Annotated in this window: 15 protein-coding genes, 1 other RNA gene, 1 pseudogene and 1 riboswitch; of the genes and pseudogenes, 10 read left to right on the forward strand and 7 right to left on the reverse strand. The window is 67.1% G+C overall.

The annotated features are described in order from the left end of the window. Nucleotides 1-115: 115 nt before the first annotated feature. Nucleotides 116-365: riboswitch (cobalamin riboswitch) on the reverse strand. Between the two features lie 154 nt (nt 366-519). The 5 genes from GQ57_RS22630 (at nt 520) to GQ57_RS22645 (ending at nt 2,896) form a co-directional block, all read left to right on the forward strand. Beyond that, complete coding sequence (locus GQ57_RS22630) at nt 520-870, forward strand: ATPase (RefSeq protein ID WP_034199062.1); 351 nt, start codon at nt 520-522, stop codon at nt 868-870. Further along, nucleotides 867-1,181, forward strand: coding sequence for a cell division protein ZapA (locus GQ57_RS22635; protein WP_011352906.1), 315 nt, complete (start codon nt 867-869; stop codon nt 1,179-1,181). Before GQ57_RS22630 ends, GQ57_RS22635 begins: the two co-directional genes overlap by 4 nt. An 81-nt stretch (nt 1,182-1,262) precedes the next feature. Next, nucleotides 1,263-1,444, forward strand: a non-coding RNA gene (ssrS, locus tag GQ57_RS38525) — 6S RNA. A gap of 71 nt (nt 1,445-1,515) precedes the next feature. Next, entirely contained in the window at nt 1,516-1,977 is a 462-nt protein-coding gene (locus GQ57_RS22640) for an EVE domain-containing protein (protein WP_031398446.1), read from the forward strand. Between the two features lie 178 nt (nt 1,978-2,155). Continuing rightward, nucleotides 2,156-2,896, forward strand: coding sequence for an SIMPL domain-containing protein (locus tag GQ57_RS22645; protein ID WP_031398447.1), 741 nt, complete (start codon nt 2,156-2,158; stop codon nt 2,894-2,896). A gap of 111 nt (nt 2,897-3,007) precedes the next feature. Here GQ57_RS22645 and lgt read toward each other — a convergent pair whose 3' ends face one another. Further along, a complete protein-coding gene (gene lgt, locus GQ57_RS22650; protein WP_034199063.1) occupies nt 3,008-3,898 on the reverse strand; it encodes a prolipoprotein diacylglyceryl transferase in 891 nt (296 codons plus the stop codon). An 84-nt stretch (nt 3,899-3,982) separates the two neighbouring features. Next, nucleotides 3,983-4,281, reverse strand: a pseudogene (locus GQ57_RS22655) (LysR substrate-binding domain-containing protein); the annotation flags it as partial. Between the two features lie 276 nt (nt 4,282-4,557). On the opposite strand from GQ57_RS22655, the gene ilvD reads away from it, so the two are divergent. Both ilvD and GQ57_RS22665 read left to right on the forward strand, forming a co-directional pair. Further along, nucleotides 4,558-6,231 (forward strand): dihydroxy-acid dehydratase, encoded by a 1,674-nt coding sequence (gene ilvD / locus GQ57_RS22660; RefSeq protein ID WP_034199064.1) that lies wholly within the window; start codon nt 4,558-4,560, stop codon nt 6,229-6,231. 126 nt (nt 6,232-6,357) lie between these two features. After that, on the forward strand, nt 6,358-6,684 hold the full coding sequence (locus GQ57_RS22665; protein WP_031398450.1) for a c-type cytochrome: 327 nt from the start codon (nt 6,358-6,360) through the stop codon (nt 6,682-6,684). Between the two features lie 142 nt (nt 6,685-6,826). On the opposite strand, the gene GQ57_RS39955 is transcribed toward GQ57_RS22665, so the two are convergent. From GQ57_RS39955 to GQ57_RS22685, 3 genes are all read right to left on the reverse strand, one after another. Next, entirely contained in the window at nt 6,827-7,498 is a 672-nt protein-coding gene (locus tag GQ57_RS39955; protein WP_407638585.1) for a DUF2486 family protein, read from the reverse strand. A 466-nt stretch (nt 7,499-7,964) separates the two neighbouring features. Continuing rightward, the gene (locus tag GQ57_RS22680) at nt 7,965-8,381 is read right to left on the reverse strand and encodes a DNA polymerase III subunit chi (RefSeq protein WP_031398452.1); all 417 of its coding nucleotides are present in this window, start codon (nt 8,379-8,381) and stop codon (nt 7,965-7,967) included. Nucleotides 8,382-8,415: 34 nt separating this feature from the next. Beyond that, nucleotides 8,416-9,927, reverse strand: coding sequence for a leucyl aminopeptidase (locus tag GQ57_RS22685; RefSeq protein WP_031398453.1), 1,512 nt, complete (start codon nt 9,925-9,927; stop codon nt 8,416-8,418). 122 nt (nt 9,928-10,049) lie between these two features. Between GQ57_RS22685 and lptF the strand changes: the two genes are divergently transcribed. From lptF to GQ57_RS22700, 3 genes are read left to right on the forward strand one after another with little or no spacing between them, the layout of a single operon-like run. Beyond that, on the forward strand, nt 10,050-11,141 hold the full coding sequence (lptF, locus tag GQ57_RS22690) for an LPS export ABC transporter permease LptF (RefSeq protein WP_031398454.1): 1,092 nt from the start codon (nt 10,050-10,052) through the stop codon (nt 11,139-11,141). A 3-nt stretch (nt 11,142-11,144) separates the two neighbouring features. Continuing rightward, nucleotides 11,145-12,293, forward strand: coding sequence for an LPS export ABC transporter permease LptG (gene lptG / locus GQ57_RS22695; protein WP_031398455.1), 1,149 nt, complete (start codon nt 11,145-11,147; stop codon nt 12,291-12,293). A 27-nt stretch (nt 12,294-12,320) separates the two neighbouring features. Beyond that, entirely contained in the window at nt 12,321-12,704 is a 384-nt protein-coding gene (locus GQ57_RS22700) for a sirohydrochlorin chelatase (RefSeq protein WP_031398456.1), read from the forward strand. Nucleotides 12,705-12,786: 82 nt separating this feature from the next. Here the strand turns inward: GQ57_RS22700 and cobA are convergent, their stop codons facing one another. After that, a complete protein-coding gene (gene cobA / locus GQ57_RS22705) occupies nt 12,787-13,536 on the reverse strand; it encodes a uroporphyrinogen-III C-methyltransferase (RefSeq protein ID WP_031398457.1) in 750 nt (249 codons plus the stop codon). An 84-nt stretch (nt 13,537-13,620) separates the two neighbouring features. Next, nucleotides 13,621-14,937 (reverse strand): sulfate adenylyltransferase subunit 1, encoded by a 1,317-nt coding sequence (locus tag GQ57_RS22710; RefSeq protein ID WP_031398458.1) that lies wholly within the window; start codon nt 14,935-14,937, stop codon nt 13,621-13,623. Nucleotides 14,938-14,952: the final 15 nt, after the last annotated feature.

Here is a 14,952-nt window from a genome sequence, read left to right on the forward strand (position 1 = left end):
GCTGCCGGACAGACACGACATGGGCGCCGCGCGGACGATTGGGGTCAGCATCGAAGAAGATTCCGTGAAGCGTTGCACGCCCTGCCTCCCCGCGGGCCGCGCGTCCCGAAGCCCGTGCGGGCTCCCCGTCTCGGCCGGTATCCGGGCTGGCGGCGGTCCGGCTCGCCTTCCCGCGCGATGACGCGCAGTGGCCCGCGCTCCGCGTGCGAAAGCCGCATGCGAAACGCGCCCGAGCCGGCCTGCGTCACGGGACGCGGCCGCTTACCGTTGCGGGGGCAGCGCAGGCTGGCGGGCTTCGCGCCCGCGCCCTGCTTCCCGTTTAACCGCGCATTCCACGCGCGAGCACCGAGGCGGCGCCAGTTTAGGAGCGGGTCGCGCGAGCGTCAAGGAAACGCCCGGAGACGTGCGCGACGCGTCGATTCGCGGCAAGAAGGGGGGAAGTTACGACTGGAAACGTTACAGATGTCGGATTGCGCGCTATTCCGCGCTAAAATGCTGGGTCTTTAGAGGACGCAGCAAATGCTCAACGAACTCGAAACCCTATCTCAAAATATTGGCCGTCTGATTTCGCTGAACAAGCGCTATCACTCGGAACGGCTCGCGCTCGAGGAGCAGGTCGCGCAATTGCGCGCGGACGCGGACACTGTCCGCGCGGAACTCGCACAACTGCGCGAGGAACGCAATACGCTCGAAGCCGAGCGCGACACCCTGTCGGCAAAGATCGACGACGCCCAGGTGAAACTGAACGCGATTCTCGAAAAGCTGCCGCGCTCGAAAAGCGCGGAACAGGCCGACAACCAGCTCGACCTGCTGGATGCGCAGGCGCGCAAGGATGGCGATGACGCGGCCAGCCACGGAGAACATGCATGAGCACCAAGCAGATCGAAGTCTCGATTCTCGGTCAGGCCTATCGGCTCGCCTGCTCGGCCGAGACCGAAGCGGCACTGCTCGAAGCCGTCGCGCGCGTCGACGCCGAAATGTCGAAAATCCGCTCGAACAGTTCGGTGCGCGGCACCGATCGCATCGCCGTCATGGCGGCGCTGTCGCTCGCATCGGAGTTGCTGCGGCTGCAAACCAGCGTGCGACACGGTGAAGCATTTCCGGCGGAGGAAATCCGTCGTACAATGCACCAGATGAATGAACAGCTCGGTGCGGTGCTCGCACAGCACGAGACGCAGTAACGTTTCAATCGATGTGTCGATTCCGCTTGATCTCGGCGATCAACGGTGGTCAAATTGGCGCATCGAATCACAGTTCAGTCAGCTTCCCTGCCTGGTTCGCCAAGGTCATATATTCCTTGAACCAATGCCATGTGCACGGTTGCGGAAATTTGTAGCACGGGCGCGCGCGTCACTCTGTCTGATGTACCCGAAGTGCTGCTAACTGCGACCAATTCTGAACCTCAGGTTCAGGATGCCGGCCTAGCGGCCAAGGCGGGGGCCTATCCAACGGCATCGGGCAAGTCCCGGTGCCGTTTTCTTTTGTAGCAGCCTCTTTCTGCGTCGATCACGATCCATGCAATACTGGCTGATGAAGTCCGAACCGGACGAAGCAAGCATCGACGATCTCGCCAACGCCCCGCAGCGTTCGCTGCCCTGGACCGGCGTGCGCAACTATCAGGCGCGCAACTTCATGCGCGACACGATGAAGATCGGCGACGGCGTGCTGTTCTATCACTCGAGTTGCCCCGAGCCGGGCATCGCGGGCCTCGCCGAAGTATCGTCGACACCCTACCCCGATCCCACCCAGTTCGATCCGGACAGCCCCTATTACGATCCGAAGTCGACGCGGGAAACGCCGCGCTGGCTGCTCGTCGACGTGCGCTACGTGAAGAAATCGCCGCTCGTGCCGCTCGCCGCACTGCGCGAGCACGATGCGCTCGCCGACATGCGCGTGCTCGCACGCGGCAACCGGCTGTCGATCACGCCTGTCACGCGAGCCGAATGGCGCTTCATCACCGAAAAGCTGATGAAGTAGGCGCACGCCAAAGGTCAAATCCGGTCGGCACGCGCTGCCGCCGCGGAACTCGCGGCACGTTCGCGCGGCCTAAGCAACCGCTGTCGGCCGATCGGGCCGGCCGCTTTTTCCGTCGCGCGGCATGCCCGCGTCGCGCACGCGCAATCCGCGTGCGCGCCCTCGCACAAGGAGTCCAACAATGACCAAGAAATCCGCACTCGCGCTGTCGCTCGCCCTCGCCGCCGCCGTTCCCGTCGCGCTGACGCTCGCGTCGCCCGCCGCGCATGCGCAGACCGCGAACCCGCACTTTCCCGAGCCGGCGGGCGTGCTGTCGCTTTCGTCGCAGGCCAGCGCCGACGTGCCGCAGGACATCATCCACATCACGCTGTTCTACGAACAGCAGGCCAAGGATCCGGGCAGCCTCACCGCGCAGTTGAACCAGCGCGCCGACGCAGCGCTGTCGCAGGCGAAGGGCGTATCGGGCGTCACTGCGCACACGGGCGCCTTCTCCGTCTATCCGAGCACCGATCGCGACGGGAAGATTTCCGCATGGCGCGGCCGTACCGAAGTCGCGCTCGAATCGCGCGATTTCGCCGCGGCGTCGAAGCTCGCGGGCCAGTTGTCGAACCTGATGCAGGTCGCGAACGTCGAGTTCTCGCTGTCGCCCGAGGCACAGCGCGCGGCCGAGCAGAAGCTCACGACCGAAGCGATCAAGTCGTTCCGCGCGCGCGCGGACGAAGCCGCGAAGGCCTTCGGCTACAGCAGCTACACGATCCGCGACGTGAATGTCGGCGGCGGCCGCAACGTGCAGCCGTATCCGCGCATGATGGCGATGGCCGCGGCGCCGATGGACAGCGCGAAGATGAGCGCACCGATCGCGGTCGAAGGCGGCAAGGCCACCGTGTCGGTCACCGTCAACGGTTCCGTGCAGATGAAGTAACGCACGGCGCGCGGCAGTCCGAAACAAAAACGCCGGCCCTCGGGCCGGCGTTTTTCATTGTGCGTGCGTACTGTCGATGCACGCGACGAACGCGCGCGCATCGACGTCGCGTCACGCCGCCGCGTTCGCCGCGCGACGGCGATACGCCCAGACCATCAGCGCGACACCCGCGAGGATCATCGGCAACGACAGCCACTGCCCCATCGACAGGCCGAGCGCGAGCAGGCCGAGGAAGTCGTCGGGCTCGCGCGCGAATTCGACCGTGAAGCGCGCGAGGCCATAGCCGATCAGGAACAGTGCGGACACGGCGCCCATCGGCCGCGACTTGCGCGAGAAGAAGAACAGCGCGAAGAACAGCACGATGCCTTCGAGCGCGATTTCATAGAGCTGCGAAGGATGGCGCGGCAGCATCTGGTATTGCATGAACACGTCGGCAAGATGCCACTTCTCGACGAGCGCCGGATGCTTCGGCAGCCATGCCGCATCGTCGCGCATCGCGCCAGGGAACAGCATCGCCCACGGTGCGGACGGATCGGTCACGCGCCCCCACAGCTCGCCGTTGATGAAGTTGCCGAGCCGCCCGGCCGCGAGCCCCGTCGGCACCATCGGCGCGACGAAGTCGGTGACCTGCAGCCAGTGGCGCTTGCGTTGCCACGCGAACAGCATCATCGCGAGCGTCACGCCGAGGAAGCCGCCGTGGAACGACATGCCGCCTTCCCACACCTTGAACACGTCGAGCGGATGCGAGAAGTAGAAATCGGCCTTGTAGAACAGCACATAGCCAAGCCGGCCGCCCAGCACGGTGCCGAGCACGCCGTAGAACATCATGTCGTCGATGTCCTTCGCGGTCCAGCCTTGCGCCGCGACGTGCGGCAGCTTCAGGCGGACCCGGCCGACGACGATCGCCGCGATGAAGCCGACGAGATACATGAGGCCGTACCAGCGCACGGCCAGCGGCCCGAGATGGATCGCAACGGGGTCGAAATTCGGGTGAATGATCATGGGTTAGCGAAGAAGTTTTCGAATGCGGTCCGGCCGTCGCACACGCACGGCACCGCGCTTTGGACGGCGCCGGCGCGCCATCGTTCACGTCACGCGGCGAAGCCCTGCAGCCGGCATCGGCAAGGCCGGCGGGGCCGGGCTCACGTCGCCCGTGCGCATGCACGGCCCGTCTCGACGAGCGGCGCATGACCGGCAAGCGGCCGGCCGACCACGCCGGTGCGCCGCAGGTTACGCAGCGATTGCGGCACCCGTGCGACGCCCGTGCCGGCCGGCACGAGGCTGGCGATCGTCCGCAACCGGATCGCCGCCCGGCCGATGCGCGGGGTTTCCCCCGCCGCGCCGCGGCAGGCCGTAATGATGTCATAAAAGCCGGGCGCCAAACGCGCGCGGCGGCGACAACGGCGCGCGGTCACCGGCGGCCGGCGCGAACGCGCGCGACAGCGGGCCGGCTTCGCCGCGCGCGAACCCCGGCCACGGACGCCGGGCAACGCCGCACGCGCCGGTCGAAAATCCTATCGATTTCACTCAATCCATTCAAAAAAACGACTGAATCGGCCATCAACAATAGATTGGACATCCCCATCCGGACACTCCATGCTTGAACGATACGAACCGGCGCGCCGGTCGCCGGCGTTGCCCAGACATCGATGGAGTCCGCCATGGCTTACAACCGTCGCTCCCAGCACATCACGCAAGGCGTGGCCCGCTCGCCGAACCGTTCGATGTATTACGCCCTCGGCTATCGGAAGGACGATTTCGACAAGCCGATGATCGGCGTCGCGAACGGCCACTCGACGATCACGCCGTGCAATTCCGGCCTGCAGCGCCTGTCGGACGCGGCCGTCGAGGCCGTGAAGGCGTCCGGCGCGAACCCGCAGATCTTCGGTACGCCGACGATCTCGGACGGCATGTCGATGGGCACCGAAGGCATGAAGTACTCGCTCGTGTCGCGCGAGGTGATCGCCGACTGCATCGAGACCTGCGTGCAGGGTCAATGGATGGACGGCGTGGTCGTGGTCGGCGGCTGCGACAAGAACATGCCGGGCGGGATGATCGCACTCGCGCGCCTGAACGTGCCGGGCATCTACGTGTACGGCGGCACGATCCGCCCCGGCCACTGGAAGGGCCGGGACCTGACGATCGTGTCGTCGTTCGAGGCCGTCGGCGAATTCACCGCGGGCCGGATGACGCAGGAGGACTTCGAAGGCGTCGAGCAGAATGCCTGCCCGACGTCGGGGTCGTGCGGCGGCATGTACACCGCGAACACGATGAGCTCGTCGTTCGAGGCGCTCGGGATGTCGCTGCTGTACTCGTCGACGATGGCGAACCCCGACCAGGAAAAGGTCGATTCGGCCGCCGAATCGGCGCGCGTGCTCGTCGAGGCCGTGAAGCGCGACCTGAAGCCGCGCGACATCATTACGAAGGAATCGATCGAAAACGCGGTATCGGTGATCATGGCCACGGGCGGCTCCACCAACGCGGTGCTGCACTACCTCGCGATCGCGCATGCGGCCGAGGTCGACTGGACGATCGACGACTTCGAGCGCATCCGCAAGCGCGTGCCCGTGATCTGCGACCTGAAGCCGTCGGGCAAGTATGTCGCGACCGACCTGCACCGGGCCGGCGGGATTCCGCAGGTGCTGAAGATCCTGCTCGATGCGGGGCTGCTGCACGGCGACTGCATGACGATCACCGGCCGCACCCTCGCCGACGCGCTGAAGGACGTCCCGGGCGTGCCGCGCGCGGACCAGGACGTGATCTTCCCGATCGACCGCGCGCTGTACAGGGAAGGCCATCTCGCGATCCTGAAAGGCAATCTCGCGGAGGACGGCGCGGTCGCGAAGATCACCGGCCTGAAGAACCCGGTGATCACGGGCCCGGCGCGCGTGTTCGACGACGAACAGAGCGCAATGGATGCGATTCTCGGCGACCGGATCCGCGCGGGCGACATCCTCGTGCTGCGCTACCTCGGCCCGCAAGGCGGCCCCGGCATGCCGGAAATGCTCGCGCCGACCTCGGCGATCATCGGCAAGGGGCTCGGCGAATCGGTCGGCTTCATTACGGACGGCCGCTTCTCGGGCGGCACCTGGGGCATGGTGGTCGGCCATGTCGCGCCCGAGGCGTTCGTCGGCGGCACGATCGCGCTCGTGCAGGAAGGCGACTCGATCACGATCGACGCGCATCGGCTGCTGCTGCAGCTGAACGTCGACGAGGCGGAACTCGCGCGCCGCCGGGCGGCATGGCGACAACCGGCGCCCCGCTACACGCGCGGCGTGCTCGCGAAATTCGCGGCGCTTGCCCGGCCGGCGAACCAGGGCGCCGTCACGGGCTGACGCGCGTGCGTCGCGGCATGCGACCCCATCAACCCGGGCGCCGGGGAAACGCCCCAAACGTGCTTTCCCTTTGCTTTTATAATGCGCGGACCATGAAGCCGGCTGTCCCCGCCGGTGGAGAACCGCATGAAACACACGATACTGCGCGTCCTGCTCGCCACGCTGCTGACCGGCGGTGCGGTGGCGGCGCGCGCCGACCAGGCCGACGGGCTCGCGCTGGCGCAGCGCAAGAACTGCATGGCCTGCCACGCGATCGGCAAGCCGCTGATGGGTCCGTCGTTCCAGGACATCGCCGGCAAGTACGCGGCGCGCGGCGACGCCGCCGATTATCTTGCCCAATCGATCGTGAAAGGCAGCGTCGGCGTATGGGGCAACGTGCCGATGCCCGCCAATACGCAACTGACGAACAGCGAGGCCCACACGCTCGCGCAGTGGGTGCTGTCGGTACGCTGAACCGGATGCGCCGGACGGGAATGGCGCAGCGTGCCGGGCTCCGCCGGCAGGCGCCCCTGCCCCGGTTGATCCACGCCTCGCCGGCGGATGCGCCGGCCCTCGCCGGAAATCGCCCCGCCTTGTCGCCGGGGCCGCCGCGCACTCAGCCGGAATGACCGGTGCGGCGGCGGGCGATCTCTTCGTCGACCGCGTCGCGAACCCAGTCCATGACCTCGGTTTCGAGCGCCAGCGCAACCTCGCGCGTGATCTGGCCGACCAGCCAGGCCGAATGCTCGTGCAGCGCGTCGCGGCAGCGGGCCTCGACGGCCTCGCGCCCCGCTCCGGTCAGATAGTTTGTCAGCCGATGACGCAGGCGCGCTGCGATGTGCTGCGCGTCTTCCGGCGTCAGCCCTGCCGCGGCCCGTGAATCCGGCTGCGGCACCGCGTCCGGCTCGACGGCCTCCTGCACGCACGCTTCAGGCGCGTGCGCGACCGCCTCATGCGCCGGTTCGGCGAACGCGGGCTGCGGCAAATCGTCACTGGCCAGCGACGATCGCAGCGACGCACGCATCGCCGCCGCATCTTCGGCGACCACACGCTCTGCCGCGCCGGGTTCGGGCGGCGCATCGGTCTCGCCCACCTTCGGCGCATCGGCCGTGGCCGCTTCGACCGTAGTCGCCTCGACCGTTGCCGTTTCGACCCAGGGCGTTTCGACAGCAGCCGCTTCGACCGTGGCCGTTTCGGCCGTAGCCGTTTCGATCGTGGTCTTTTCGGCCGTAGCCGTCTCGACCGTGGCCTTTTCAGCAGTAGCCGTTTCGACCGCAGCCGTTTCAATCGTGGTCTTTTCGGCCGTAGCCGTCTCGACCGTGGCCTTTTCAGCAGTAGCCGTTTCGACCGCAGCCGTTTCGATCGTGGTCTTTTCGGCCATAGCCGTCTCGACCGTGGCCTTTTCAGCAGTAACCGCTTCGACCGTGGCCTTTTCGACCGCAGCCGCCTCGACCGAGGCCATATCGGCCGGCAATTCAACCGCCGGCACGTGCGGCGTCGGCACGGGTTCGACCACGACGGCCTCAGCCTCGGGGTCGGGCACGTTTTGCATGAAATCGGTCGACGCCTTACCCGCGGCGGGCGGCACGATCACGTCGGCCAGTACCGGGATCGCCGCACTGTCATAAGGCTTCGGCGCCTCGGGCGCGGGTGAGCGCGCCGGCACCGGTTTGCCCGGCACCAGCACATCGGTCAGCGTCGGGATGGAGGATGAATCGGCTTCTGTCACGGGAACACTCCGTCGACGGGTGCGGCTAGCTGCCCTGCTTGTAGTTGTTCAGCGCGTATCCGCGGTCGCGGTAGAACCGGTAGCGGTCGCGGCCCGCGGCCAGCTCGTCCGGCGCATTGCCGACCACTTCGAGCAGGCGCTCGAAGCGGGCGAACTGCGCGGGCACGGCCGCGCCGAGATTCAGCAGCACGTGATGATGCGGCGCGCGATCGAGATCGGCGGCCAGCACGATCGGCGTGCCGTCGACGTGCTCGCTGTCGACGCCGCAATGCGGGATGAAGTCGAGCGGCGAAAACGTCCAGAGCCGCTCGTCGAGCGCGCGCAGGCGCGCGGGCTCGGCCAGCACGACGACCGGCTGCCCGGCCTGGTAGGCCTTGCGCAGCAGCCGGCATGCGTACGCGAGCGAATCGCCGACGTTCGAATGAAAATCGATCCGCGTCATTGCCCGCGCACCCGCATCGTCGTCAACCCCGCCATCACTGGCCGGCGCGGTCGATCAGGAACTGCGCGAGCAGCGGCACCGGGCGGCCGGTCGCCCCCTTCGCCGCACCGCCCTTCCACGCGGTGCCCGCGATGTCCAGGTGGGCCCACGGATAGCTCTCGGTGAAACGCGACAGGAAGCACGCGGCCGTCACGGCGCCGGCCGGGCGCCCGCCGATGTTCGCGAGATCCGCGAAGTTCGACTTCAGCTGATCCTGGTACTCGTCGTCGAGCGGCATGCGCCATGCCGGGTCGCTCGCCTCGCGCGACGCGTCGAGCAGCTCGCCCGCGAGCGCGTCGTTCGTCGAGAACAGGCCGCTGTTGTGGCCGCCCAGCGCGATCACGCAGGCGCCCGTCAGCGTCGCGACGTCGATCACGGCGGCCGGCTTGAAGCGCTCGGCATACGTGAGCGCGTCGCACAGGATCAGACGGCCTTCGGCGTCGGTGTTCAGCACCTCGATCGTCAGGCCCTTCATACTGGTGACGATGTCGCCCGGCTTCGTCGCGTTGCCGCCCGGCATGTTCTCGCAGGTCGGCACGATCGCGACGACGTTGATCTTCAGACCCATCTCGGCGACCGCGCGGATCGTGCCGAGCACGGAGCCCGCGCCGCACATGTCGTACTTCATCTCGTCCATGCCCTCGCCCGGCTTCAGCGAGATGCCGCCCGTGTCGAACGTGATGCCCTTGCCGACCAGCACGACCGGCGCGGCCTTCGCGGCGGCGCCCTGGTAATGCAGCACGATGAATTGCGGCGGTTCGACCGATGCGCGCGCGACCGACAGGAACGACCCCATCTTCAGCGCCTGGATCTGCTTGAGCCCGAGGACTTCGGCCTTCAGGCCCCAATCCTTCGCGATCTGCTTCGCGGTGTTGCCGAGGTAGGTCGGCGTGCAGACGTTACCGGGCAGGTTGCCGAGGTCGCGGGTGAGATCCATCCCGTTGGCGAGCGCGACGGCCTGCTTGACGGCGACCTTCGCGGCCTTGTCGTCGGACGGATCGACGCTGAACACCACGCGCTTGAGCGTGTGCGACGCCGGTTCCGGCTTGCTCTTCATCTGCGTGAAACGGTAGGTCTCGTTGCGCAGCGCGAGGATCGCGGCGCGCACGCCCCAGTCGGAGCTGCGCTCGTCGACCGGCAGCTGTGCGAGCGTGAACGTGACCTGGACGACCTTGGTCGCCAGCAGTGCGCGCCAGGCGGCCGTGGCGGCGTCGTTATAGGCTTTCTGATTGAAAGCATCCTGCTTGCCGAGGCCGACGAGCAGCACGCGCGACGCGCCGATGCCCGACACTTCGTGCAGGAACAGCGTCTTGCCGCGCTTGCCGTCCATGTCGCCGGCCTTCACCACGCGCGAAATCAGTCCCTTGGTGGCCGTGTCGATGTCGAGCGCCGCGCCCGACAGGGTCTGCGCCTCGAAGATGCCGAGCACGATGCAGTCGGACTTCCCGGTCAGGAACCCCTTCGCCTCGCCTTTGCTCCAATCACAGCCTTTTATGCTAAAGTCCATCGCGCTTGTCCTCGGATAAAATCTGGGCTAAGGATGAAAGCCGCAATTATCCGCTATTTTTCCCGTGGCGGCGCGAGCGCTCCACCACGCGTGCGCAGCCTCCCGCCCTCTTCTCATCAAGAATGATCTTCGAACGCTCCCTCCAGCGCGAGCTTGCGTATACGGCTGGCGCCGTGTTCATGGTGCTGCTCACGATCATGCTCACGACGATGATGATCCGCATCGTCGGCTACGCCGCGTCCGGTGAAATCGACCCGCGGGACGTCCTCGTGCTGATCGGCCTGACCGTGATCGGCTACCTCGCCGTGATGCTCGTCGTCACGCTGTTCGTGTCGATCCTGTTCGTGCTGACCCGGTGGTACCGGGATTCCGAAATGGTGGTGTGGCTGGCGTCGGGCGTGAGCCTCACGCGCCTCATCAAGCCGATCGGCGTGTTCGCCACGCCGATCGTCCTGCTGATCGCGTTCTTCGCATTCGTCGGCTGGCCTTGGTCGAACCAGCAGAGCAAGATGATCAAGGCGCGGTTCCAGCAGCGCGACGAAATCTCGCTGCTCGCGCCGGGCCAGTTCCGCGAGTCGGCCACGAACCATCGCGTGTTCTTCATCGAGAAGATGACGCCCGACCAGAGCAAGGTGCAGAACGTGTTCGTCACGTCGACCGAGAACGGCAAGGTCAACGTGGTCGTCTCGCAGACAGGCCACACGGAAACGCGCGACGGCAGCCGCTTCGTGGTCCTGGAGGACGGCCGTCGCTACGACGGCACGCCCGGCCAGCCGAACTTCAAGATCATGGAGTTCGAGCGCTACGGCGTGAAGATCACGAGCACGCCGGTCGTCAACGTGCCGACCACCAACAGCACGCCGACGCCCGACCTGCTGCGCAACCCGACGCGCGACAACCTCGCGGAATTCGCGTGGCGCGCGGGGCTGCCGCTGATCGCGATCAACCTGATGGTGCTCGGCATCCCGCTCGCATACCAGAACCCGCGCCGCAGCCGCACGATCAACCTCGTGATGGCCGTGCTGATCTATCTCACGTACTCGAACCTGCTGAACGTCGTGCAGTCGCAGATCGAGCAGGGCAAGATGTCGTTCGGCGTCGGCCTCGTCGGCCTGCACCTGGTCGTCGCGGCGATCGTCGCGTTCATCTTCTGGTTGCGCGTGCGCAATCGTCCGCTGTTTACACGCGCGCTGTTCGGCCGCTCGGGAGCATGATCGATGCGGCTCTATGAAAAGTATTTCGCGCGACAGATCTACGTCACGTTCGTCTTCATCCTGTTCGCGTTCTCGGGCCTGTTCTTCTTCTTCGACCTGATCAACGAACTGAACTCGGTCGGCCACGGCAACTACAAGTTCGGCTACGCCGTGCTGCGCGTCGCGCTGCAGACGCCGTCGCGCTTCTACGAGATCATCCCGGTCGCCGCGCTGATCAGCGCGATCTACGTGTTCGCGCAGATGGCCGCGAACTCCGAATTCACGATCTTCCGCGTGTCGGGCCTCGCGACCAACCAGGCGTTGCGCTCGCTGCTGAAGATCGGCGTGCCACTCGTGATCGTCACCTACCTGATCGGCGAATTCGTCGGCCCGTACGCCGACCAGCTGTCCGAGCGCGTGCGGCTGCAGGCGCTCGGGGCGTCGGTGTCGTCGAACTTCCAGTCGGGCGTGTGGGTGAAGGACACGCTCACGGCACGCGACAACGGCGAGCAGGTCACGCGCTTCGTCAACGTCGGCAGCCTGTCGCCCGATTCGACGATCAGCAATGTCCGCATCTACGAATTCGACTCGAAATTCCAGCTGCGGAACGTGCGGATCGCACAAACGGGCCGCTACGAGCCGCCCGGCCACTGGCTGCTGACGGGCGTCACCGAAACCGAGCTGACGCCGATCAAGCCGGTCGGCGGCCAGCCGGCCGATGCGCTGAATCCCGTCTACCGGTCGCAGCAGGTGTCCCTGCCCGAATACCGGCTGCGCTCCGACCTGACGCCGCAGATCCTGTCGGTGCTGCTCGTTTCGCCGGAGCGCATGTCGATCATCAACCTGTTCCGCTACATCCAGCACTTGCGCGAGAACCAGCAGGACACGCAGCGCTACGACATCGCGCTGTGGCGCAAGCTGCTGTATCCGTTCGCGGTGTTCGTGATGCTCGTGCTGTCGCTGCCGTTCGCATACCTGCACACGCGTGCGGGCGTGGTCGGCGTGAAGGTGTTTGGCGGCATCATGCTCGGCATGAGCTTCCAGCTCCTCAATACGCTGTTCTCGCACATCGGCACGCTGAACACGTGGCCGGCGCCGCTCACCGCCGCGACCCCGGGCCTCATCTATCTCGCGCTCGGCCTGTTCGCGCTCAAGTGGGTCGACCGGCACTGAGCGCCGCGTCACGACGGAGGCTTCGACATGAGTTCGCACGGCATCGTCCTGTTCGGCCATGGCGCCCGCGATCCACGCTGGGCCGAGCCGTTCGAGCGGCTCGCCGCGCGGCTGCGCGTCGCCGGCTCCCCGGCGGCGCACGTGTCGCTCGCGTTCCTCGAACTGATGACGCCGTCGCTCGGTGACGCCGTGGCGGCGCAGGTCGCCGCCGGCTGCACGCGCATCACCGTGGTGCCCGTATTCTTCGGCCAGGGCGGCCACGTCCGCCGCGACCTGCCGCAACTCGTCGACGCATGCCGCGCGGCGCATCCGGGCATCGAGATCCGCTGCGCGACGGCGGTCGGCGAAGACGACGGCGTGCTCGACGCGGTCGCGCGCTACTGCATCGGCCAGATCGGCGGCGACGCGTAAAACGACGCAGCCACAGCCCCCAAAGACAAAGCGCCGGCTTCCGCCGGCGCTTTTTTCGTTCCGGACGACGGCCGGCGCCCGCTCAGGCGGCGTCCCGCATCCGGTCGACCTTCCCGGCCTGCCCGGCGCGTTCGGCGAACGCTTCGCCGATCATCAGCAGGCTCGGCTCCGCGGGATCGAGCCACGCCTGCGCGTCACCCGCCGCCATCTGCGCGAGCGTCAGCGTCAGCGAGCGCTCGCGCGCGGTGCTGCACGCCTCGACGATCGCCACGGGCGTCGCCGGCGCACGGCCGGCGTCGATCAGTTCCTGCGCGATGCCGGGCGCGCTGTCGCGGCCCATGTAGTAGACGATCGAATCGGCGCGCGCGGCTTCGCGGATGTCGTCGCTGCCCGGCGCGCGGCTGTGCGTCGCGAACGCGACGCTGCGCGACACGCCGCGCAACGTCAGCGAACGCTTCAGCGTCGCCGCGCCAGCCAGCGCCGCGGTGATGCCCGGCACGACCTCGTAGTCGATGCCGGCCGCCTCGAGCGCACGCATTTCCTCCTCCGCGCGGCCGAACAGCATCGGATCGCCGCCCTTGAGCCGCACGACGCACGCGTGCTCCTGCGCCGCATCGACGATCTGCTTGTTGATGAAATGCTGCGCGGTCGAGCGCTGCCCGCAGCGCTTGCCGACCGCGATCCGGCGCGCGTTCGGCGCGTAGTCGAGCATCGCGGGCTCGACGAGCGCGTCGTGCAGCACGACGTCGGCCTGCGCGAGCAGGCGCGCGCCGCGCACCGTGATGAGGTCGGCCGCGCCCGGCCCTGCTCCGATCAGATACACCTTGCCCATGTTTGTCGCTTCGCTTGGTCCCTGCGAACGGCTGGTCCGGCGCGCGCCGCCCGTGGCGGCGCGGCTTGCCGCGCAGATTGACGATTACGCCGAGAACGCGCGGATCATGCCCGCGGCGACCGTGTGGTGCGTCGCCTCGTCGATCAGCACGAACGCGCCCGTGCCCGGATGCGCGTCGTACGTATCGCAGACGATCGGCTTCTGCAGCGTCAACTCGACGCGGCCGATGTCGTTCATCTTCAGGTCGTGGCGATCGGTCGCGTGCGACAGCGTATGCACGTCGAGCACCTGCTTGACGCCGCCGATCTTCGCGAACACCGTGCTGGTGGTCTGCTTCAACAGGTACTTGCGCTGCGGCGACAGCGGCGTCTCGTCGAACCAGCACAGATCGGCCTCGAGCTTCTTCGCCGGCGCAACCGGCTCGGCGGCCGTGACGAACATGTCGCCGCGCGACACGTCGACGTCTTCCGCGAGGCGGATCGTCACGGCCTGGCCCGCGAATGCGTGCGCGATCGACGCGGTGCCGCCCGGCACCGGCGCGACGATCTCGGCGACCGTCGCGGTGCGGTTCGACGGCAGCACGACGATCTCGTCGCCGAGCTTCACTTCACCCGATTCGATACGGCCCATGTAGCCGCGGAAATCGTCGGCCGAGCTGCCGTCCTGGCGCGCGACCCACTGCACCGGGAAGCGCAGCGCGTCATGCGCCTGCGTCTCGACCGTCAGCGATTCGAGCACGTCGAGGAGCGGCTCGCCCGCGTACCACGGCATGCGCTCGCTCGCGCCGACGATGTTGTCGCCCTTCAGCGCCGACACCGGCACGAAACGCACGTCGGCCAGGCCGAGCTGCTTCGCGAGCGCGACGTACGCATCGCGGATCTCGTTGAAGCGCGCTTCGCTGTAGTCGACGAGGTCCATCTTGTTGATCGCGACGATCACGTGCTGCAGCGCGAGCAGCTTGACGATCGCGCTGTGACGCTTGGTCTGCGGCAGCAGGTCCGCGACGCCGTTCTCGACCGTCACGCGCGTTGCGTCGATCAGGATGATCGCTGCATGGGCGGTCGATGCGCCCGTCACCATGTTGCGCGTGTACTGCTCGTGACCCGGCGTGTCGGCGATGATGAACTTGCGCTTCGCGGTCGCGAAGTAGCGGTATGCGACGTCGATCGTGATGCCCTGCTCGCGCTCGGCCTCGAGGCCGTCCGTCAGCAGCGCGAGGTCGAGCTCGTCGCCGACGGTGCGCTTGTTCTTCGCGCGCGACAGCGCGGACAGCTGGTCGGACAGCACCGCCTTGCTGTCGTACAGCAGGCGGCCGATCAGCGTGCTCTTGCCGTCGTCGACGCTGCCCGCGGTGATGAAGCGCAACACGCCGAGGTCTTCGGTGTTCTCGATGATGCTCATGATGTGAATGTCCTC

Origin of the sequence: Burkholderia sp. MSh2, assembly GCF_000731655.1 — a bacterium.
GTDB lineage: Bacteria > Pseudomonadota > Gammaproteobacteria > Burkholderiales > Burkholderiaceae > Burkholderia > Burkholderia paludis.

What these genes read in the sequence shown, in the direction of transcription:
- GQ57_RS22630 (WP_034199062.1), top strand. Translation starts at nt 520, where the DNA reads ATGCTCAACGAACTCGAAACCCTATCTCAAAATATTGGCCGTCTGATT.
- GQ57_RS22635 (WP_011352906.1), top strand. Translation starts at nt 867, where the DNA reads ATGAGCACCAAGCAGATCGAAGTCTCGATTCTCGGTCAGGCCTATCGG.
- GQ57_RS22640 (WP_031398446.1), top strand. Translation starts at nt 1,516, where the DNA reads ATGCAATACTGGCTGATGAAGTCCGAACCGGACGAAGCAAGCATCGAC.
- GQ57_RS22645 (WP_031398447.1), top strand. Translation starts at nt 2,156, where the DNA reads ATGACCAAGAAATCCGCACTCGCGCTGTCGCTCGCCCTCGCCGCCGCC.
- lgt (WP_034199063.1), bottom strand. Translation starts at nt 3,898, where the DNA reads ATGATCATTCACCCGAATTTCGACCCCGTTGCGATCCATCTCGGGCCG.
- ilvD (WP_034199064.1), top strand. Translation starts at nt 4,558, where the DNA reads ATGGCTTACAACCGTCGCTCCCAGCACATCACGCAAGGCGTGGCCCGC.
- GQ57_RS22665 (WP_031398450.1), top strand. Translation starts at nt 6,358, where the DNA reads ATGAAACACACGATACTGCGCGTCCTGCTCGCCACGCTGCTGACCGGC.
- GQ57_RS22680 (WP_031398452.1), bottom strand. Translation starts at nt 8,381, where the DNA reads ATGACGCGGATCGATTTTCATTCGAACGTCGGCGATTCGCTCGCGTAC.
- GQ57_RS22685 (WP_031398453.1), bottom strand. Translation starts at nt 9,927, where the DNA reads ATGGACTTTAGCATAAAAGGCTGTGATTGGAGCAAAGGCGAGGCGAAG.
- lptF (WP_031398454.1), top strand. Translation starts at nt 10,050, where the DNA reads ATGATCTTCGAACGCTCCCTCCAGCGCGAGCTTGCGTATACGGCTGGC.
- lptG (WP_031398455.1), top strand. Translation starts at nt 11,145, where the DNA reads ATGCGGCTCTATGAAAAGTATTTCGCGCGACAGATCTACGTCACGTTC.
- GQ57_RS22700 (WP_031398456.1), top strand. Translation starts at nt 12,321, where the DNA reads ATGAGTTCGCACGGCATCGTCCTGTTCGGCCATGGCGCCCGCGATCCA.
- cobA (WP_031398457.1), bottom strand. Translation starts at nt 13,536, where the DNA reads ATGGGCAAGGTGTATCTGATCGGAGCAGGGCCGGGCGCGGCCGACCTC.
- GQ57_RS22710 (WP_031398458.1), bottom strand. Translation starts at nt 14,937, where the DNA reads ATGAGCATCATCGAGAACACCGAAGACCTCGGCGTGTTGCGCTTCATC.